The sequence below is a fragment of the Alteromonas sp. AWM4_230 genome (assembly GCF_056158305.1).
Map to the genome: position 1 here is coordinate 4,164,986 of NZ_JBSWTB010000001.1, position 21,458 is coordinate 4,186,443.

The 21,458-nt window shown below is 44.9% G+C and carries 19 protein-coding genes; 2 read left to right on the forward strand and 17 right to left on the reverse strand.

Annotated features, from left to right (window positions below; all coding sequences use genetic code 11):
* Window positions 1-14: 14 nt before the first annotated feature.
* The 5 genes from ACXACS_RS17945 to rplM all read right to left on the reverse strand — a co-directional run bounded on the left by ACXACS_RS17945 (window position 15) and on the right by rplM (window position 5,734).
* Window positions 15-3,140: a TonB-dependent receptor gene (locus ACXACS_RS17945; protein ID WP_474808616.1), complete on the reverse strand. Its 3,126-nt coding sequence runs from the start codon at window positions 3,138-3,140 to the stop codon at window positions 15-17.
* A 67-nt stretch (window positions 3,141-3,207) separates the two neighbouring features.
* A complete protein-coding gene (locus ACXACS_RS17950; RefSeq protein ID WP_474808618.1) occupies window positions 3,208-4,197 on the reverse strand; it encodes a FecR family protein in 990 nt (329 codons plus the stop codon).
* Window positions 4,197-4,760, reverse strand: a complete 564-nt coding sequence (locus ACXACS_RS17955; protein ID WP_025256472.1) for an RNA polymerase sigma factor — start codon at window positions 4,758-4,760, stop codon at window positions 4,197-4,199. Before ACXACS_RS17955 ends, ACXACS_RS17950 begins: the two co-directional genes overlap by 1 nt.
* 140 nt (window positions 4,761-4,900) lie before the next feature.
* Window positions 4,901-5,293, reverse strand: a complete 393-nt coding sequence (gene rpsI, locus ACXACS_RS17960) for a 30S ribosomal protein S9 (RefSeq protein WP_014948330.1) — start codon at window positions 5,291-5,293, stop codon at window positions 4,901-4,903.
* Window positions 5,294-5,305: 12 nt separating this feature from the next.
* Entirely contained in the window at window positions 5,306-5,734 is a 429-nt protein-coding gene (gene rplM / locus ACXACS_RS17965; RefSeq protein ID WP_012517329.1) for a 50S ribosomal protein L13, read from the reverse strand.
* Window positions 5,735-6,228: 494 nt separating this feature from the next.
* Here rplM and ACXACS_RS17970 point away from each other — a divergent pair, with 494 nt between their 5' ends.
* Complete coding sequence (locus ACXACS_RS17970) at window positions 6,229-6,879, forward strand: tetratricopeptide repeat protein (RefSeq protein ID WP_474808621.1); 651 nt, start codon at window positions 6,229-6,231, stop codon at window positions 6,877-6,879.
* Window positions 6,880-7,088: 209 nt separating this feature from the next.
* The gene (locus ACXACS_RS17975) at window positions 7,089-8,255 is read left to right on the forward strand and encodes a hydroxymethylglutaryl-CoA reductase (protein WP_474808622.1); all 1,167 of its coding nucleotides are present in this window, start codon (window positions 7,089-7,091) and stop codon (window positions 8,253-8,255) included.
* Between the two features lie 79 nt (window positions 8,256-8,334).
* Here ACXACS_RS17975 and ACXACS_RS17980 read toward each other — a convergent pair whose 3' ends face one another.
* The 12 genes from ACXACS_RS17980 to djlA form a co-directional block, all read right to left on the reverse strand.
* Window positions 8,335-8,703, reverse strand: a complete 369-nt coding sequence (locus ACXACS_RS17980; protein WP_474808624.1) for a YbaN family protein — start codon at window positions 8,701-8,703, stop codon at window positions 8,335-8,337.
* 301 nt (window positions 8,704-9,004) lie between these two features.
* Window positions 9,005-9,955 carry a nucleoside triphosphate pyrophosphohydrolase gene (mazG, locus tag ACXACS_RS17985; RefSeq protein ID WP_474808626.1) on the reverse strand — a complete coding sequence of 317 codons (951 nt, stop codon included), beginning with the start codon at window positions 9,953-9,955 and terminating at the stop codon, window positions 9,005-9,007.
* A complete protein-coding gene (gene relA / locus ACXACS_RS17990) occupies window positions 9,933-12,116 on the reverse strand; it encodes a GTP diphosphokinase (protein ID WP_474808627.1) in 2,184 nt (727 codons plus the stop codon). The genes mazG and relA overlap by 23 nt, the downstream gene beginning before the upstream one ends.
* A gap of 12 nt (window positions 12,117-12,128) precedes the next feature.
* Complete coding sequence (gene rlmD, locus ACXACS_RS17995; RefSeq protein WP_474808629.1) at window positions 12,129-13,589, reverse strand: 23S rRNA (uracil(1939)-C(5))-methyltransferase RlmD; 1,461 nt, start codon at window positions 13,587-13,589, stop codon at window positions 12,129-12,131.
* 146 nt (window positions 13,590-13,735) lie between these two features.
* Window positions 13,736-14,113, reverse strand: coding sequence for a holo-ACP synthase (acpS, locus tag ACXACS_RS18000; protein WP_474808631.1), 378 nt, complete (start codon window positions 14,111-14,113; stop codon window positions 13,736-13,738).
* 27 nt (window positions 14,114-14,140) lie between these two features.
* Entirely contained in the window at window positions 14,141-14,878 is a 738-nt protein-coding gene (gene pdxJ, locus ACXACS_RS18005) for a pyridoxine 5'-phosphate synthase (RefSeq protein WP_474808633.1), read from the reverse strand.
* A gap of 276 nt (window positions 14,879-15,154) precedes the next feature.
* Window positions 15,155-15,868, reverse strand: a complete 714-nt coding sequence (gene recO, locus ACXACS_RS18010; RefSeq protein WP_474808635.1) for a DNA repair protein RecO — start codon at window positions 15,866-15,868, stop codon at window positions 15,155-15,157.
* Window positions 15,869-15,972: 104 nt separating this feature from the next.
* A complete protein-coding gene (locus ACXACS_RS18015; protein ID WP_474808637.1) occupies window positions 15,973-16,254 on the reverse strand; it encodes a hypothetical protein in 282 nt (93 codons plus the stop codon).
* A 99-nt stretch (window positions 16,255-16,353) separates the two neighbouring features.
* Complete coding sequence (gene recJ / locus ACXACS_RS18020) at window positions 16,354-18,075, reverse strand: single-stranded-DNA-specific exonuclease RecJ (protein ID WP_474808639.1); 1,722 nt, start codon at window positions 18,073-18,075, stop codon at window positions 16,354-16,356.
* Between the two features lie 249 nt (window positions 18,076-18,324).
* Window positions 18,325-19,047 (reverse strand): bifunctional protein-disulfide isomerase/oxidoreductase DsbC, encoded by a 723-nt coding sequence (gene dsbC / locus ACXACS_RS18025; RefSeq protein ID WP_474808641.1) that lies wholly within the window; start codon window positions 19,045-19,047, stop codon window positions 18,325-18,327.
* A gap of 376 nt (window positions 19,048-19,423) precedes the next feature.
* The gene (xerD, locus tag ACXACS_RS18030) at window positions 19,424-20,350 is read right to left on the reverse strand and encodes a site-specific tyrosine recombinase XerD (protein ID WP_474808643.1); all 927 of its coding nucleotides are present in this window, start codon (window positions 20,348-20,350) and stop codon (window positions 19,424-19,426) included.
* A complete protein-coding gene (gene djlA, locus ACXACS_RS18035; RefSeq protein WP_474808645.1) occupies window positions 20,351-21,220 on the reverse strand; it encodes a co-chaperone DjlA in 870 nt (289 codons plus the stop codon). It abuts the gene before it with no gap.
* Window positions 21,221-21,458 lie beyond the last annotated feature (238 nt).

Below are 21,458 nucleotides of genomic sequence, written 5' to 3' on the forward strand. Positions count from 1 at the left end.
ATTTAGTGTTTAACTTAGAATTTATGATTTAGAGTTACGTAGGTATAACGGCCAATTGATGAATGAAGGCTACTGCTGAAACCAAAAGTTTCATCGGCAAACGGCGGTTCTTCGTTAGTCAGGTTACGCATGCCTACGGTCACTTTCGTTTTTCCGCTAAACAATGCATCTTTACTAAAGCGGTAACTTACGTACGCATCTAACGTTGACCAATCATCAATGACGTAAGTCACTAAATCACCTGAATCGTCGGTATAATTTAAGCTAGTGTCTTCAACATCACTAACGTAACGATATTTAAGACCGGCACGCCATGCATCTCGAGAATAGGTTAGCGATAAATTAGCCCGCCATTCTGGGCGTTCGTTTTGACGAATAAGGTCGCCATCGCTACCAAATATGGCAACTTGCTCACCTTCGTACAATAACGCTTCGTTTCCAGCTTCTTGCGCTGCAACCACTAGGTCTGTGATATCGTCAGATCCTTGATCAAATTTTCTTAAATTGGCGGCATTGAGCTTAATGGAAAAATCACCTACTTCAGTTTCAAAACGGTAATCAGCACTGTAATCGATACCAGAAATGTCTCTTGGTAGTAAGTTAGTGTAATCATTTCGAATATATATAATTTCGTCATTTTCATCACGAACCACATTTTCATTCGAGCTACCCTGGCTACGTAATAGCGCATCATACAAGATTTGTGTTTGGCTATTTAAAATACCCACCGTATTCTCTTGTTTGATTTGCCACCAATCGACTGTGAGGGTTAACGCTTTGGTAGGGGTAAGTACTACGCCAAACGAGTAATTTTCACTTTCTTCGGGGCTTAAGGTATCGCTACCATTTCGAAGTTCTAGCGTACCACGATTCGTTTGTGTCAACGGATCGGTTCTGGTATTAGAACGGGCAACATCTACTGCTGTGGTTTGTGGCAATCCTGGCGCTTTAAAGCCCCCTGAATATGCACCACGAATTAATGCGTTTTCATTTACCGTCCATGCAAGGGCAAATTTAGGTTTAAATACACTGCCTACGTCAGAGAAATCTTCGTAACGCCCGGCTACCTGTAAATTTAAACTTTCAACAAACGGTTTATCGGCCAACAATGGAATAGCAAATTCCGCGTACGCAGATACCACATTACGACTTCCGCTAGCATCTGGCGTAGGGCTGCTTCCTAATACTTGGCTAGCAATTTCGGATGAAGTGCCACCCACTAAATCACTGAAAAACAATGTGCCATTCAAATCATCGGTACGTTTGTCAAAAAAGCTTTCATAGCGATATTCAATACCTGCGGCAAAACCTACATCACCGGCGGGTAAACTAAATAAATCTGATCGAGATACTTTGGCATCAATTGAAGCAAGTTCTGTTTCTGATTCCCGCTCAACATCCACCATAAAGCTGTCGATAACACTTTGAGATACCGGCGTTTCATCGACCGTATTTGGGTTAGTTACACTGGCGCCGCTAAAAATATTGTAAGCCGTGCTTTCGTCAGTACTATTAACCGCTTGTTGGAACAAGGTGGTGTTAATTCGATTTGCGGTATCGATAGTATTGGCTTTTGAATACAACACGGCGGAATCGAAGTCCCAATCGCCGATATAACCACGAGAGCCTGCTAATAAACGATAGCTGTAATCATCGACTTCGATATTTCGAGGGCCTGTATCAATGGGACGATAGCGACGAACAGTCACGTCTTCACCAAAAGGGTTGTAAAATGCATCAGCAGAAACTGTAAAACGCTGTGCTGTTAAATTGCCCGATTGTTCACGAATACGTTTTGCTGTTGCTGAGTAGTAAAGGGCTTCACCGTATATCTCAACATCATCATTAATTTGGTGATTCACCAAGGTGTATAGATTGAGCCTATCAACTTCCGAGCTCAAGCTACGCTGTGAGTTTGAGTCGAAGCGCATATCTCGAGGCGTTGATCCAGAAGACGCGCACACATCGCCATTAACTTCCGCAACACAATCGTCGTATGACGCTGGCTCAAGGTGAAAGGTGCCTAGACTGTCTGAGGAAAATTCACCCCATGGCGTTACCGTTGAGCGATTATCTAGTTGTGTATCGCCAACAAAATCAGCAGGCACTTCGCTGTAGTTACGTAAGTCAGAACTGGCAGAATAATCCCGCTCACTCGCCATAACCATATCCCGATGATAGTACCCACCACTAAAAGTAACGTGGGTTTTATCATTGTTAAATAACCAACCACCAGCGCCTGATAAATTGATTTGGTCACGACCTGTACCCTGACTACTGCCATAGTGGGCTTGAAGCTCACCACCCGTATACTTGTCGTCTAAAACATAATTTACTACACCTGATATGGCATCAGTACCGTAAATAGCCGCAGCGCCATCGCGTAACACTTCAACGCGTTTTAGTCCTTTAACTGGGAGCGTATTTGAATTCACGGTAGTAACAGGTACTAAGTTTTCGGCTTGCGTACCTGGGTGTAGCACTAATCGGCGACCGTTCAACAGCGTAAGCGTATAACCTGTGCCTATACCACGTAGGTTTACTGATGAGACATCGCCACGTGCGTCGTTAACACCACCAACTACACGCTCGCTGTTAAAATTTACAGCACCTTGTTGCGGTAACTCCGCTAAAATTTCAGCGCCACTGCTTAAGCCTAAACCGTCAATATCTTCAGACGACATCATGGTGACGGGCAATGCGCCAGTATCTTGCATCCCACGGATGTTTGAGCCAGTAACCTGAATACGCTCTACACTTGCTTCTTGTTTCTGAACGTCAGCAGTAACGGGAACGGCAGAAGGGTTTTGTGGTTGGTTTTTCTCTTCGCTACCAATCGGTGTAACAATATAGGTACTTTTAGAGGTTTGCTTGTAGGTGAAGCCAGTGCCTTCAAGCAAGGTAGAAAGTGCATCTTGCACATCCATACTACCTTCTAGCTTAGGGGCTAGTTTTTGCTTTATTCTAGCGTCTGAAAACAAGATTTGAACTTCACTGTGCTGTGCCAGTGAGAGTAATGCGTTATCAAGTGTAGTAGCTTGAATTGAAAGGTTATCTATTTGCTGTGCTTTTAAGCCTGAGCTTAGTGACAATGCGACACACAGGGCTAACGTACTTGTTGTGGTTTTTGGCAACTTCATGGCTGCTCCTATAGTATTTTAATGTGTTCCCTTTTAGTTAATACGCAGCCAAAAACAAAACCCTCCGCTATTTCTTCACTAGTTTTATATTTTCTTCATCTCTTTTCGCTTCTATCGGCAAGGTTGCTTCAAGTGCCGTTAAAATCGCATCTCCATCTGACAGCTTAAAAACGCCACTAATACGCAAATCGGCTACATCCTGACTAATCACTATTTTTTTGCTTCTATAGCGGTTAAAACTGGCAATAACTTTATCTAACCGTTCTTCATCAAAACGTAAGTAACCCGTACGCCAACTTTGCGCTTTTACTACACTGTCCACATTTTCTTTTGCGATAAGTGCACTGGTATCATTGAATGATGCAACTGCGCCGGCTTCCAATAACACTTGGGTATCACCTTTCGCTGGTTTGTCGGTGTTCGACTCTGCCTTTTCTTCAATGGCAACGATACCTTCTTCTACGGCTATATCAAACCCAGACTGTGACAGCTTAATATTAAACTTCGTCCCTACGACTCTCACGGTTTTATTTACGGTATGAATTAAAAATGGACGGGAGCGATCTTTAGCAATATCAAAAAATGCCTCACCGTGTTCTAGCCAGAGCTCTCTGTGCGCTTCGCTAAACTTTATATTAATGCGGGTATCTGTATTTAACGTAATGGTAGAGCCATCTGGTAATCCAACATTGCTCACCTCGCCGATGGCAGTGGAATAACTATTGGCAAGCTCACTGTTAGCAATACGTTGGTCAGGCGCATCATAATGCGTGATGAGTAAAAAGCAGAATGCTGCTACAACAATAGATGCGGCTAGATAGCGCATGCGATAGAAACGTTTTTCCAACTTTTGGCGCCACCCTATATGAGGCGCAATGTGAGCAGAGCTCTCCCATACTAAAAGCGCATCGTCAAAAGCTGCTTGATGGGCGGCTTTTGCATCGCACCATGCAAGGATCTCACTTTCTTCTTTAGCTGTCAGTTCACCAGAGTAAAGACGCACAACGTAATCACTTGCACGTTTATTGATTGAATGCTGGTTCAAAGCCGTAGCCATTAATCTTGCACCTTATTTCGAATAGCCGTCAATGCGGCCGAAATGTATTTTTCTACTGTACTAACAGAAACGCCTAATATATCGCTGATTTCCCGATAAGCTTTACCTTCAACACGGCAAAGTACAAACGCAGATTTGTGATGAGGATTAATATTTTCAAGCACACTTTCAATTTCAATGAGTTTCTCAGCTATCCCTGCGTGCTTCTCGGGTTCATTGCTCCACGTAGAGTATAGGGTATCAGAAAATGGTTCATGCGCTTCATGAGCACGTACCTTTGCTCGCCGTTCTCTATCGATGATTAAATTGGTGACGACGGTAAACAAAAAACTTCTAAACGTATCTTGGCGCGCTTCAATCTTTTGAGCCATTCCATCTAGTGAAAACAGTTTGGCGTACATTTCTTGGAGAATATCTTCCACTTCCGAGGAATTAGCTCGTGCCCTTACTCGAATAAACCGACGAAGTGCCGGTTCATGCTCAGAAATGAGGTGGTAGAGCGTAGCGTTGTCGCTTTGAGATTGCGCTATAGCTGATTGAGTATTTAAATAAACAACTTTCACACTGATTCTTCATTCATTTCTGGCCTACTTATTAATACGCAGTGAAGCATAAATCCCTCCACCTTTTTTCATTTTATTTTCTGGCTAGAAATAAAAAACCCGGCATAAGCCGGGTTTTTGCAATACAAAAAACGTAAAAATTAACGCTTTGAGAATTGTGGACGCTTACGCGCTTTGTGTAGACCAACTTTCTTACGTTCAACGCGACGTGCATCACGAGTAACGAAGCCAGCTTTACGAAGTGCTGGACGTAGTGCTTCATCATACTCCATAAGAGCACGAGTAAGACCGTGACGGATTGCACCCGCTTGACCGTTAGAACCACCACCTTTAACAGTGATGTATACGTCAAACTTTTCAGTCATTTCAACAAGTTCAAGTGGCTGACGAACAACCATGCACTCTGTTTCACGACCAAAGTACTCGTCAAGAGCGCGTTGGTTTACTTTAATGCTACCTGTGCCTGGACGTAGGAACACACGAGCAGTAGAACTTTTGCGGCGGCCTGTGCCGTAGTATTGAGTATCTGCCATGTTAATAGCTCCTTAAATGTCCAAAACTTGTGGTTGCTGTGCTGCGTGAGAGTGTTCTGCACCAGCGTAAACTTTCATTTTACGGAACATTGCGCGGCCTAGAGGGCCTTTTGGCAACATGCCTTTAACTGCTTTTTCAAGAACCATTTCTGGCTTGTGAGCAATTAGTTTTTCAAAGTTTGTCTCTTTAAGACCACCTGGGTAACCAGAGTGCGCATAGTACATTTTGTCTTGCGCTTTACGGCCTGTAACCGCAACTTTTTCAGCATTGATTACGATGATGTAATCACCAGTGTCCACGTGAGGTGTGTACTCTGGCTTATGCTTACCACGAAGGCGTAGTGCGATTTCAGAAGCCAAACGGCCTAGAGTTTTGTCTGTGGCGTCTACCACATACCAGTCACGTTGTACCGTTTCTGGCTTAGCAACAAAAGTTTTCATTTTCAAATTCACCCGAATAATATCGTCGTTACTGATTTCTGAACACCAGAAATCACCTTAAAATCAACACAAAGACCCCTTCGAGCCGGCTGATTCTTCCACCTTCCCAAAGGTGGGCGTAACTGGGCAGGGCGCGAATTATACAGGAATTGAAGGAAATGCGAACCCCTAACAACAAAAAACATGGATAAAATTCCATCATCAGCCGATGACACAGAAACTGAGTTAATGTACTGTACGTCCGTTGCATTCAATTCTTCTAATAACTCTAATGAAAAGACCCCACTTTGTAGCTTCAGTTTTTATGCTGCTCACACTAACAAACCTATCGATCAGTTATTCCCTCCCCTCTAGAAAACGGGACAAGCAAACCGATATTGTTAACAATGGGTTGAACCAACTTCAGTATTAAATGCAGCCTTTCTTCACCTTTAGTGGCCAAGCACTAATGGCCATATTATTTATCTAATTAAACTCTTTTATCTGGTATTTTCATGACAATAAAAAAACGACTTTCCCCACTTGTTATCGCAGGATTAGCATCAGCGGCACTTATCACTCCGGTAGCGGCGTCAGCCGACGAACTGCTTAAGCTTCAACAACAGTGGGCATCCGTGAACTATCAATTAGAGGGCGACGCGCAACTTAGCGCCTTTTCAGAACTTATCGAACAAGCTACAAAACTCGTGGAGCAATCTGAGAATAGTGCAGAGTCTCTTACTTGGCTGGCTATTACTCAATCCAGCACAGCAAGTGCCAAAGGAGGATTGGGCGCCTTAGACTTTGCTAAAAGTGCGAAAGAAAATTTAGAGCGCGCCATTGAAAAAGAAGAATCAGTTCTAGACGGAACGGCATTAACCGTATTAGCCGCGCTTTATCACAAAGTGCCGGGCTGGCCTGTGAGCTTTGGTAGTGACAAAAAAGCTGAAAAGCTATTTAAGCGTGCACTGGAAATCAATCCTCAAGGGATGGACCAAAACTTCTTTTATGCCGAGTTTCTTTTCGACGATGGAGAATATGAAGAGGCCCAAGCGTTTTTAATCCGCGCTCAAAACGCGCCTGAAAAAGCCAACCGCCCTCTAGCAGATAAAAAACGCCGAGAAGAGATTGCTGTACTTCAAGCAAAATTGACTCAAAAAGCATAGCATCATCAGCAGTATGCGGCGCAGTCTCGCGTCGCTAGTGAGTTCGAAATAAGCAATGTCCTCTGTTTTTTTTGCGTGTAGAAAGGTGAATTTACTGCCTTTCTACATAAAAAGCGCATACATAGGCGGCACTTATCGCCATGTATAAATTGTAAACAGTTCTCATTCGGTATCAGCACTCCTATTATGAAAAAAAAAGGAGTGGCCCAATGCCTAAAATCCCACGTTCCTCAGACAACGACTATACCGATGACATGAGCCGAACACGCCGCGAATTTATTGCGCGCGAGACCGGCACTCAGCTAAACCACTTAGGACACTATTCCATACCGCCCGAAACCTTGTCGGGAAACATAGAAAACTTCGCAGGCGTTGCACAGGTCCCTATCGGCTTTGCAGGCCCGATGCTAGTGAACGGAGAGCACGCCAAAGGCGAGTTCTACGTTCCAATGGCTACAACAGAGGGTACACTAACAGCCAGCTACAGCAGAGGCATGCGCTTAACGAGAGAAGCGGGCGGCATAACCACCACAGTTATTGACGACGCTATGCAGCGAGCGCCTATGTTCGCGTTTTTTAACGCAAGAGAAGCCCTCGAATTTGGCAAGTGGGTTGAGCAAAACTTTGAAGCCATTAAACAAGCCTGTGATAGTACCACCAGCGTAGGTAAACTTCGGGATATAGAGCAATATGCCGCCTCTAAGCTTCGCTGGCTTAGGTTCAACTTTACCTGTGGTGATGCTGCTGGGCAAAACATGGTAAGCAAAGCTACCAAAGCAGGCTGCGAGTGGATACAGACAAACTATTCGGGCCCTATTGAGCACTTTGTGCTGGCAGCAAATCTTGATACTGATAAAAAGCACTCTCACTTAAACTCGCTGCATACCCGCGGTAAGCGCGTTGTCGCAGAGATAACCTTGCCTAAACAACTTATGACAGACATTATGCATTGCCCGCCAGAGGCTTTGTTTAAACAGCGTCAATATTCAAATATGGGCGCGTTGATGGCCGGTAGTGTTAACAATGGTGCCCACTTCGCCAACGGCATTACCGCTATCTTTATTGCTTGCGGGCAAGATGTTGCTAACGTAGCTGAGTCGTCGGCGGGGTTTACCTACGCCGAAATTACGCCAAACGGCGACTATTACTTCTCTGTTACTATTCCATCGCTAATCGTTGCTACGTACGGTGGTGGAACCGGCTTAGCTACACAAAACGAATGTTTAAGCGTACTTGGCTGTACAGAAAGAGGTAGCGTTAACAAGTTTGCGGAAATTGTTGCGGCGACCGTGCTATGTGGCGATCTGTCTCTGGGCTCTGCTGTGGTAGCAGATGAATGGGTAAGCAGTCACGAGCGACTAGGTAGGAACCGTTAGAGCTAATGGATTGTCACAATTCGATTTCTTCAATTACGGGATATTCACTTGTGAAGGCTTATTGAGCTTCGGTACAGCTCTAGATCGCTGGGATACTGGGGCGCGTAACTACGAAATATGCGCCTATTCCCATAAACATTGCGATGCCTATGTAAGCGGGGATCGGCATTGATGCAAATAGACAAATAAGAATAAAACTTACCAGCATACTGCAACAGGCTATGCATTTTACCTTTTTAGATATTGCACCGTGTTTACGCCACGCAACCAGACTAGGCCCATATTTGGGGTGCTGAATAAGCCAACTCTCAAGGCGCGGTGAAGATTTAGTAAAACAAAAAAGCGCACCTATCAAAAATACCGTGGTTGGCATTACTGGTAGGAAGGCACCAATAATACCCAAACACGTTAAAAACAACCCTAACGATAAATACAGTACTTTTTTCATAAAACGGTTGCGCCCAATTCAGTCCAACTCCTTGGTCAGTGTTGTCTGTTAACACCGGCTAAGCACCATTCCAACGTGCTAGTTTAGTACACAGATTATAGACAAAATGGATCTATATGCCCTTGTCGTAAATCAAACCTACTTACTAAACATATGACAAAATGGCAAAGTTTCCATCTACATTGGTCTAATTTTTTGACCTTTGTGCGTGATGTATTTATACACAAGTAGCCCAAAATCTTTGAGACAAACTAGACGTTGAATAACCTGTTACTGTGTTTTTAAAGCGTAGCTAAACAATTCACTTAGTATTAGAAGATTGTTTAACCTGCTGCCACAGTGCTTCCATTTCATCTAAAGTCAATGCGTCAAGCTTCTCACCCTGCTCTGCCGCTAAACGCTCTACGCCTTTAAAACGGTTGGCAAACTTGTTACTGGCGTTGCGAAGCGCAGTATCAGCATCTACCTTGCAGTGCCTTGCCAAATTAACCATGGCAAAAAGCGCATCGCCAATTTCTTCTTCGATAGCCAGTTGGTTATCATGCATAACATTGCTTGAAGGCTTTTTGTCAGTACTGTTTTCACATAGAAGGCGTTGCTTCGTATCAAGCTCTTGCTGAATCTCTTCTACTTCTTCGCGTACTTTATCAATAACAGGTGCGGCGTCAGGCCAGTCAAAGCCTACCTTTGCACAGGCTTTTTGCAGCTTTTGCGCGTACATAAGTGCCGGCATACCTTTGGGTACGTTATCTAAAATACTGGTATCTACTGCTTCGCCGACTTGCTTTAAGCGCTGCTTTTTAAGCTGCTTTTCTTGAGCTTTAATTGCATCCCACTGCGCGTTTAAAGCGCTGTCGTTCAACTGGGTACGTTCGCCCGTGACGTTTTCAGTTGTATCGCCAGCGCTCTCAGATGCAAGCTGATTAGCAAAAACATGAGGATGGCGACGCACGAGTTTTTCGCTAATGCTTTGTGCCACATCGTCAAAAGAAAATGCACTCGATTCACTAGCGATTTGCGCGTAAAACACCACTTGAAACAACAAATCACCGAGCTCATCTTTGATATCGTGCATATCACCAGCGGCAACAGCATCAGCCACTTCGTAGGCCTCTTCTATGGTGTAGCGAGTTAGGCTTTCCATGGTTTGTTTCACATCCCACGGACATCCAGATTGCGGGTCGCGCAGCTGCGTCATAATGTCCAGCAGCCGCTGCATTTCGCCAAGGCTAGCTTTGCTTGCGTTTTGCATCTGTCACGCCTTTAAGTTGTCGCAATTGGGTTAACACTTTTGACACTCTTTCAAGGTCATTAACTTCGATAGATATGGCAATTAGTGCCGTCTGCCTGTTTTTATCACTTAAGCTGTTTACGCCTAAAAGCGGTACGTTTTCATTTGCCAACACAGTAGTAATGTCGCGCAACAGGCCGTTTCTATCGTGGCAAAATATATCAATGCCCGTCTCAAAACCCACTTTAAGCTCATGTGACCAATTCACTTCGATCTGACGCTCAGGGTGCTGTGACAACAAGTGCTGCAGCTGACTGCAACTTTCTTTGTGAACGCTTACGCCACGGCCTTGCGTGATATAGCCTAAAATAGCTTCGCCCGGAACTGGCTTACAGCAGTTAGCCAGCTGACTCATTAAGTGCCCCACGCCCTGCACGACTACGGCGTCTTTTTTGCCCGTGCCTGCCGCAGTCTTGCGTGTTTTCACCTTAGGGCTAATTTCAGGCTCAGGGGCTGGAGGTTCTTGCAAGTGATGAATAAAGTTAATCACCTGCATAACGCGCACATCACCGGCACCTACCGCAGTGTACAAGTCATCAAGGGTTTGTAAGTTAAACTTCTCAAACGCCTCGTTAGGTACTTTGGCCGGCAAATGAGCACGCTGAAGTTCGCGCTCTAGCAGTTCTTTACCGGCTGCAAGGTTTTTATCTCTGTCCTGCTTTTTAAAGAAGGAGTGGATAGTGGCGCGCGCTCGCGAAGAATGGACGTAGCCAAGGCCCGGATGCATCCAGTCCCGACTTGGATTCGGCTCTTTCCCGGTTAATACTTCTATTTGGTCGCCACTTTGCAGCAAGTAAGTAAACGGCACTATGCGCCCATTCACTTTTGCGCCAATACAGCGATGTCCCACATTACTGTGAATATAGTACGCAAAATCAAGGGGCGTAGCGCCTTGGGGAAGGTCAATTACGTCGCCTTTCGGTGTGAACACGTACACTCTATCGTCAAACACCTGGCTGCGAAGTTCTTCAACCAAATCGCCAGATTCCGCTACTTCTTCTTGCCATGCAAGTATGCGACGAAGCCAGTTTATACGCTCGTCATAGCCTGACTGCTTGCCCGTACTGCCTTCTTTATATTTCCAGTGCGCAGCCACACCAAGTTCGGCGTCTTGATGCATTTTCTGGGTACGAATTTGAATCTCAACCGACTTCCCTTCAGGCCCCACAATAACTGTATGAATTGACTGATATCCATTGGGTTTAGGCGTTGCGATATAATCGTCGAATTCGTTAGGTAAATGTTTATAGCTTGCGTGAACGGTACCAAGCGCTGCGTAGCAATCTTGAAGTCGCTCGGCAATAATACGCACTGCACGAATATCAAAAAGCTGCTCGAACGTTAGGCGCTTTTTCTGCATTTTCTTCCAAATGCTGAAAATGTGCTTTGGGCGGCCATAAACTTCAGCGCGGATCTCTTCACCATCAAGTAGGCCTTGCAAGTCGCCCACAATAGTTTCTATATACTCAGCACGCTCTCTGCGTTTACCGTCTAACTGCTTGGCAATTTGTTTGTAGGTAATGGGGTGTAGGTAGCGAAACGCGAGATCTTCAAGTTCCCACTTTAACTGTCCGATACCCAAGCGGTTTGCCAATGGCGCATAAATACTGGCGCACTCGCGAGCCACCATAACACGGGTTTCTTCGTCAGCTTTTTTAACCTGTTGTAGTGCACAAATACGCTCGGCCATCTTGATAACAACGGCGCGTACGTCTTCTACCATCGCCAGCAGCATGCGGCGAATACTGTCTATATGCTGCTCGTCTGATCTTTCAGCAAAGCCAGAGCCGTTCACTTTACGGGCATGTAACGACTTGATGGCATCCATTCGACGCACGCCAACGATAAGGTCTCGAATCTCCCCACCAAATTCATCAACAATATCTTCTTCACTTAAAGCGTGCTGTTCGCAATAAGGAAACACCAAGGCAGCCTGAAGCGTTGCATCATCCATATTAAGCTGACACAAAATCTCAACCATTTCTTGACCAACCAATAGTCGCTCAGGAATGGAAGACACAGCACTTAGCTTATCTTTTGTTTCTGCACTCAGCTCAAGACTGTCTAGCCAGGCTTCAAAGGGGGGCCGGTCTGCTTCGTGGACCTTTCTTGTTGATACCATATCCTTTACTCGTTACTGCTGCTTTCGCGTAAACAAGGCCATCATTTCCATGTGATGGGTGAAGGGGAACATTTCTGCTATGCCCGCTTTTTCCATTTCATAACCTCCGTCTATCAACACTTTTGCGTCTCTAGAAAACGTACTTGGATTGCAAGAAACATACACTATCGTTTTTGGTAGTGCTTTTACAAGCGCATGACAAACGGTCAATGCCCCTTCTCTTGAAGGGTCAAGCAGTACCTTAGCAAAGCCCTGCTGTAATGAAGCCTCGACGTTGGTCTTATCTGCCAAATCTAAATGCAGCCACTCGACATTTTTAATGCCCTGTCGCTGTGCATTGTCTTTTGCGCGGCGCACCATTTCTGCCACACCCTCTACCGCTTGTACCCTTGCACCTGACTTAGCAATAGGTAAGGTAAAATTGCCCAGCCCGCTAAACCAATCGGCAATACGTTCGTTGGGCTGTGGGTTTAGCCAACCTATTGCCTGCTTAATCATTTTATCGTTAACCACTTTATTTATTTGAATAAAGTCATTAGCACTAGGGGAAATAGAACAGTCATTTATCGTGTTAATGACCATATCAGTACCACGCCCCACACTGCGTATTTGCCCTTGCTTATTTTCAAGCTTTAACTCAATACCGTGGTCGCCAACCGAAGAACTCGTGTTGACCAATTCGCTCACCGCATCAATAAGCTCTGCCTCAAGGGCTTTAATATGTTTAATAACAAGGTGCGAGATATTATCACCGGCGATAAGGCTGATATGTCCAATGTGTCGAGCTGACTCGAAGCCTGTAAGCGCGTTTTGTAAAGGGCCAATGATATTAGATAAAGGGTCGACCAGTATTGGGCAACTTTCTATATTAACGACGTTGTTGCTATTCGCTTCACGAAAGCCTAGTTTAATTTGATTCGGGTTGCGGGCATCGATAGCCAACCTTGCTTTTCTGCGATATTGGGGGCGAGGACCCACTAAAGGAGCTTGCCAAACATTTGGCTTCATCGCCAATTGACGTTCCATCACCACTTTAAGGGCATTGTCTCTTTGCGTAAGGGCCGCATCGGGCTTTATATGCTGCAGCTGACATCCACCACATGAATCAAACACTGGGCAAAAAGGCGCTTGTCTTGCTTCACTTGGCGAATGAATGTTTGTCGCCTTCGCGTTAATCACTTTCTTTTTGCTAGATAGCACCTCTATGTCGCAGGTTTCCCCAACAAGGGCACCTTCAACAAACATCATGGGGTTACCGCGCACTATCCCATGGCCCATCCAGTCGATATCTTCAATGGTAACCGTATTGGAATTTTGGCTTTTATTGCCTTGTGAGGCTTTATTAGCTTTTCCAAATCGAAGTCCTGCGACTTGCGCGTTGGCGCTAGCATTACCTTTCTTTGCATTGCCACTTAGGCGTGAAGACGTTTTGCCTTTTTGCTTGCTGCGTGATTGTTTAAAAAGGTTTGCCAAGTGTGACTCCGGTAACTTGCTTTGCGTGGTTTGATATTTGTAGCGTTTTTTATAAACGCAGACCAGATAGATGTCATCTACCTGGGCTTCATTGAGTCTGCGTTTTCGTAGTGCGCGTTTTAGTTAACGCCCGCTTTAGTAAATGATTAGGATTCTAGTATAACGGTGGCGACGGCGTAATGCTGCTCATCTGAAATACTGATCACGCTTCGAGTAATGCCCCGTGCCTCACACATAGCAGCAAATTCACCAGAAAAATGAAGTTCTGGCGCCCCTAGGTCGTTGTTACGCACCTCTATGTGTTGCCAACTAATTCCATTCCCAATACCGGTACCAAGGGCTTTCACCGCGGCTTCTTTCGCGGCGAAACGTTTTGCTAAAAAGCGCACTGGTGTAGCGTGTTCACTAAACGTCTGCCATTCGAAAGGCGTAAGTACACGCTTGGCCAAACGTTCGTTAGCGCTCTCGCCTTTACCAAGGCGAGCAATTTCTACAATGTCAGTACCTAGCCCTGCAATTGCCACGTTATCTACACCCTTTTGAATCTAAGCTTAAATGCCCGCGCGAGCTTCAAGCATCAGCTTACGCATATCAGCCACTGCTGTGTGAAGACCGTCAAACGCGGCGCGAGCGATGATAGCATGACCAATATTAAGTTCGATTAGCTGAGGAATAGCGGCAATTGGTTTAACGTTGTGATAGTGCAAGCCGTGACCCGCATTCACTTTAAGCCCTAAACTGTCAGCATACTCAATACCTTCAACTAAGCGAGCCAGCTCTTTTTGCTGCTCATCTTCACTGGTAGCTTCTGCGTATTGTCCGGTGTGAATTTCAATATAAGGCGCGTTACATGCTGCCGCTGCATCAATTTGCGCTTTATCTGCGTCGATAAACAAAGACACTAGGATGTTTGCATTCGCAAGACGCTCGCACGCTGCTTTGATGTTCTCGAAATTGCCCGCTACATCGAGTCCACCTTCGGTAGTCAGCTCTTCGCGCTTTTCTGGTACTAGACAGCAAAAAACAGGTTTTACTTCTTCTGCAATGGCCAACATTTCATCGGTTACTGCCATTTCCAGATTAAGTCGGGTGTTAATGGTTTGCGCTAAAATACGTACGTCGCGATCTTTGATATGACGGCGATCTTCACGTAAGTGAACGGTAATGCCGTCTGCACCTGCACGCTCAGCAATGTCAGCAGCATGCACTGGATCTGGATAATGTGTACCGCGCGCATTGCGAAGCGTTGCGATATGGTCGATGTTAACGCCTAATAGAATCGTGCTCATTTCACCACCTAACCTGTAAGAGCGAAAGAAGATGCCTGCTCTTCATGTTTAATACATTATTTAAAGGGCGCAAACACCCTTCCTTAGAAAGTGGAGATTGTAGCAAATTTTTTTATAGAAGGTGCTGTTTAAGCATTTGAGTTAAGAGAAAATAATTTAGAGAAACTGACAGTGATGACAGGTTTACTCAAACACATAAATACTCATAGAACAGTGCGTTTGAAAGATAAGTTCTCAAATGCGTTAGGATGTTAGCGATTTTAACTTATTTATGCCCTAACGTGGTTTTGGCATAAATAGTTCGCGGCTTTTAAGCGGCTTGTCGCCAATGAGCGGTTTAAGCAAGTCGCGACAAAGCACTTTAGCAACCTTCTTGCTAAGCGGGGTAAACTCTCCCTGTGACAAACTAAGCAATGCTCGCCCGGGAAAGCCTCGCATACCCCTCGTGCCAGCCATATCTTCGGGAATAGGCACAAAGCCCGCATCTATTTGAAAGTTATAGCTACCTGTTTCTTCTATTGGCATTTCGTATTCTACGTCAGTAGTGAAGTCGGGAAGTAACCCCATTTCATCAAGTAGTGCAAATTCGAACTGTCGCAAGGTCACTTCTATGTCGTTATTATCACGAAGGGACAGTAATGCATTTTCATAAGCGTTGTGTACGCCATCGCTGGCAAGGCCGGCGGGCATAACGCGATTGGTTAGCTCGTTTACATACATGGCACAAAACAACGCTGTGCCTACAAGATTGATGGACGGGGCGACGCTTTCAACGTGACGTAGGTTTTTTAACTCTGACTTTCCACTTAACTGTAGGCGAAGATGCTGGAAAGGTTGAAGCAGGCTCTTTTTATCTGATTTACTGTTTTTCACGCCTTTAGCTACCGCACTAACACGCCCCTCTTCCAGGGTGAAAAAGTCAACAATATAGCTGGTCTCCCTGTAAGGGCGTCTATGCAGTACATAGGCATTTAACCATTCATTATTCATTGTTGTTCACTATGGTTTAGCACCGAATCGGTAGCTATTTAGGTGCAAGTTAAAAGGTGTAAGTCAAAAAAGGTTTATCTTAGCGGCAAGGGCTAGTTAACAATTTAGCTGCGTTTAATTCTTACCACTTTCATGGTTTCAAATTCAATGCCGGCCACCTCTTCTACATGGCGATAATAGGTTACGTTTACTCTTGCCCCTTTTAAGCTTTGATATTGCTGCTTTCGCCGGTAAATAAAAGGGACATCAATGCCTTCAAGCATAATAGTATGGCGTATCCAATCGCTGTCTTTTTCTTCACGCTGAACGTGAGAAATTACTTTAACGTTATCGGTTTGATTAAGCTGACTATGCTTTTCCACCAGCTTCTGTCGTTCGCTTTTCACCCTTGCCTCTTTTTTCTTATTTTTTAGTTCTTTAACACGTATCGCTTTTTGACTAGCTAGGTTTTCTAAGACTCAATGTTGTACCTAAATCAACTTCGCTTAAACCGCTTCTATTTGCTCAATAATAAGCTGTACAGTTTCTTGCCCTCTGAAAACATTGATATCCAGGCGGTAAGCGATATGTACACGCTTTACCATGGCATTAGGCCATGCTTTTAAATCAACGTTAAACGCAATAGCGTCTACTTCATTGGCGCCGTCACTTTTCAACACCATCTTAAGGTGCTTTTGTCCCACTAGGCGCTGATCGAGAAGCGTAAATTCTCCATCAAATAACGGTGATTCAAAGCCCTGCCCAAACGGACCAGCCTGGCGCAATAAATGCGCAAAAGGCAAACACAATTCTTCTGAAGATAAATCACCATCAGAGAGCAATGCATGATTGCCATCAAGCTTTTCCATATGGGTACGAGCAACATCAACAAAAGCTCGTTCAAAATCTGGAAGCTTTGCGACAGGCAAGCTCAATCCTGCGGCCATGGCGTGCCCACCAAATTTCTCGATAACGCCAGGGAAGCGTGTGTTTACTTCATCAAGTACATCGCGAATGTGCACACCAGGAATTGAACGCGCTGAGCCTTTAATAACAATATCGTCTTGATGGGCAAAAGCGATAACGGGCTTAAGATACTTCTCTTTCAAACGCCCTGCCACAATCCCAATCACGCCTTGGTGAAAGTCTTCGCGATAAACTACCAGCGCGCTTGGCATATCGCCTTCATCCAGCGCCATTTGCTCTAGTAAAGTCTCGGCTTGCGCTTTCATGCCGGTTTCAATTTCACGGCGCTCCTTGTTAAGAGCATCGAGCTCTGCCGCTATCATTCGCGCTTGAATGGTTTCATCTTCTAATAAGCAAGCGATGCCTTGCGACATATCGTCTAAGCGACCAGCGGCATTAAGTCTTGGGCCTACTACAAAACCCAAGTCGGTCGAAGTTAGATGGGCACAATCGCGGCTTGCCACTTCAACTAGTGCCTTGATACCAGGTCGACACTTACCAGCCCGAATACGCTGAAGCCCTTGATGAACTAAAATTCGATTATTTTTATCTAAAACCACCACATCGGCCACGGTGCCAACAGCAACAATATCTAACAGAGACGCTAAGTTAGGTGGTGCAATACCTACTTTCTCAAAATACCCTTGTTGCTGTAGCTCAGCTTTAAGCGCGAGCATGATATAAAATGCCACACCCACGCCCGCTAAGTTTTTAGACGGGAATTCACAGCCAGGTTGGTTAGGGTTCACTATCGCATCAGCTTGCGGTAATGTATCACCTGGCAAGTGGTGATCGGTCACCACAACCTGCATACCTAAGGATTTTGCATGGGTCACACCGTCAATACAGGATATGCCGTTATCCACGGTTACAATAACCTCGGCACCTAGTTTGGCTGCCTCATCGACAATAGGTACGCTAAGCCCATAACCAAAATCAAAGCGGTTAGGTACCAGGAAATCAACGTTGTAATAGCCCATGGCTCGAAGCGCCAGTATACATACCGACGTACTGGTAGCACCATCGGCATCAAAATCGCCCACTATGATAACGCGCTTATTTTGCACAACGGCATTAGCAAGGATTTGCGCGGCTTGGGGCATCCCTTTTAATACGTTGAAATGCGTAAGCCCTTTAAGGCCATTCTCCAAGTCATCCATATTCGCAATATTGCGACCGCGATAAATTCTGTCGATAACAGGGTGTAAGTCGGAACTTAACGAGGCGCCGGAGACCTCACGGCGAACAATAGGCAAAATCATGAAATACCACTAAACCATTACTGTGATTGCAGTTGTCTTAAACAGTTAATACGAATCAAGTTTAGGCAAACTTAAATTGAACATATTCGATAAAGAATGAAAATTTTCAAATAGAAGTTCTGCGCTAACTGCAAAGTGAAACCATACGAAAGAACGTAAGAAAATAACGCGATGAATCATACCGCAGAAAACAAAAAAACGCACAGTGCGTGCGTTTTTTTCATGTCAGAAACTATGGAGTTTAGATGACTACTCTTCGCCTTCCAACGCTTTTGCGAGCAATGCGGCTGGCTGGTAACCAGGAATCAACGAACCGTCGGGCAACACGATATTAGGTGTGCCGTTCACCCCTAGCTTTTGACCTAGCATATATTGCTCTGCCACTTTGTTTTTGCAGCTTGCGCTTGCCACATCACTGCCTGCCTTAGCTTTAGTTAACGCTTTTTGCGGGTTTTCAGCGCACCATACTGACACCATATCTTCATAATTCTGGCTATTTAGCCCAGAACGTGGAAACGCAAGGTAATGAACCGTAATACCGGCATCGTTAAGCTCGTCAATTTCGTTATGGAATTTGCGGCAATATCCGCAGGTGATGTCTGTAAACACGCTAATTTCGTGCTTTTCGTTTTCCGCTTTAAACGTAATAGACGACGATTCCATTGATGCAACGCCCTCTTTACGCAAGCCTGAAAGGGCCATCTCTGTTTCGTTGCGCATTTCTTCATCAATGTTAAAAACGCGAGCCTGAAGCAAATATTGTCCATTTTCACTTACATAAAACAAGCCACGGTTTGTAGATACTTGAACTAAGCCAGATACAGGAGAATCGGCAATGGTTTCTACATCTAGCCCAAGCATTGACGTTAATTTATCGCGGATAGCGGCTTCGTCAGCAGCTTGCGCGCTTAACCCTAATAGAGAACCTGCCGCTACTACGCTGGCAAACAAAATTTTCTTTACTGCTTTCACTAAATACTCTCCATTTTGCCATTTAAGCTTGTTTGTACTCACTTGGCTTAGATTGTAGCTGCCTAAACATGTATTTTTAGGCAGCCACTAAACATTTTCATACTCATTACTTTCAGACCGACGAACTTAGCAAAAAATTGCACTTTTCACGCTAATTTTTTGCTTATCTGTGCATTACGCCGCGACAAAATGCCATTAAGGTAACCACGAGGTTAATAAACTACACACCTCAGTATTAGCCTACTACGCTTAATCTAAAGTAATTCTTCGGCTATATCCTATCACACCCCTTTTCATTTGATATATGTATAAGCAGAGGCTCGTCGTACACAAGGCTCAGTTTGTAGCATTCTCACTCAATGTGTTTTTTGACTCGTTAGCCTCGGGGGTGATGACTATGAATAAGCGTCTGCAGTCGCTCTGTCGCTACATGGGTATAAATTTGGGTTGTCGATAAATCGCTATGACCTAACAACATTTGCACTACCCGTAAATCTGCACCGTGGTTTAACAGATGCGTAGCAAAAGCATGGCGTAATGTATGGGGGGATAGATGTTGTTCAATACCTGCTTTCACTGCATAGTATTTAATGCGATGCCAAAATGTTTGGCGCGTCATTTTTTGTCCGCGCTTGCTTAGAAAAACGACGTCAGAAGTCTTTGTGGCAAGAATAGGCCGCGCAGTTTTTATATAGGTTAATAACCATTCAATTGCATCTTCCCCCAGAGGGACTAAACGCTCTTTGTTTCCTTTACCTACCACTCTTACCACACCTTGTTGAAGGCTAACTTGATCCATCGTTAACCCTATTAACTCACTCACACGCAGGCCCGTAGCATAGAGGACTTCAAGCATACTTTTGTCTCGGCATTCAATTGGGTCGTCAGTTAAAGGGACATTAAGTAAATCTTCAACCTGCTGCTCGCTTAAAGAAGAAGGTAAGGCCTTTGGTGTTTTGGGGTTGGACAACGCAGAAACAGGACTATCTACGCGAATTTGTTTACTTATAAGAAACACAAAAAAGGCGCGAATGGCGCTAAGCGCGCGTTGCGTACTGCGAGTAGACAGGCCTTTATCATGGCGATAGGCAAGGTAATCTTGGAGCTGTTCAGTAGTCAGCACAGCAATATCCTTAACACCTTGATTGTTGCTGTAAATGGCAAGCTTAGTGAGGTCGGTGCGATAGCTTTGCTGAGTATGTTCTGACAGCCCTTTTTCGAGCCACAACATTTCAATAAAACCATCAATATGTGCCTGACTTGCCGCAGGCACATAGGTTAACTCACGTTCACTTTTTGCCATTTAGAAGCCACGCTTTTGCTTAATCAACTCGTAAGCTGACTGAATATCTTGCGCTTTCTTTTTGGCAATCTCCATCGCCTGTTCCGGCAAGCCTTTAGATACAAGCTTGTCTGGATGATGTTCAGCCATGCGCTTTCTGTAAGCTCGCTTTATCACTTTCTCATCGTCAGATGCAGCTACGCCTAGAATGCGATAGGCATCATCTAAGCTTTGCTGTTCTGAATAGGCCGATTGCTGACCACGGTGCCGCTGTCCTGATCCCGAGTGAGCACGTTGCCCCGCACCTGAGTGTGCCCGCTGCCTGAATCGAATTTCAGCTTCATACATTGAAATAAGATAATCTAAATCACGACGCCTGAAACCCAGTGGTTTCGCCACTTTTTCCAATACATTGTATTCTTCTTGAGAAAGCTGACCGTCGGCAAACGCGGCTTGAATAAGAATTTCCAAGAACACTTGCAGAATATCCCGACGACCGTGGCTGGCATCATAGAAGCCTTTTAACGTATCAACTAGTGGGAAGTCTCGTGCTTTGCCCTCTCTGAATGCATCTTGCGCTTCGCGGCGGGCATCGCCTGTCAGGCGCATTTCGTCCATTAACGCTGTAGCAATTTGAATTTCTTTATCAGTCACTTTACCGTCAGACTTAGCAAGATGACCTAATGCGCTAAACAAGCTATGGAAGAAAATGGCTTGCTGCTTCAAATTGTCCTGATCAGTAAAAAAGCGCCCAAAGCCACCTAGCTGATTAAAGTCTTGGCGGTAGGCTTTATCAAAAAAGTGTCCGACTATCAGCCCTAGGATCGCTCCTGGTATTTTTAAAAACATAAAGCCGAACAAGGCGCCGAGGACTTTTCCCCAAATTGACATCGCGTCATTCTCCGTTGGTGCACTGTTTAGAAAGTTGATGTTACTGTCGTTAGTTCACGCCGTGCACTGCGCGTTAAGTACATCATCATATCAAATACATAAGTTAATTAACTAGGGCTTAAGCAGAACGAAATCAAGCTTACTGCCGCTGTCTTTGATGTGTTGACCATATAAAAGTGCATTTTTTTACCTGAATGGTTGGTAATTGCGACAGAAGCGCTTAGAATTGAGCGCTTGA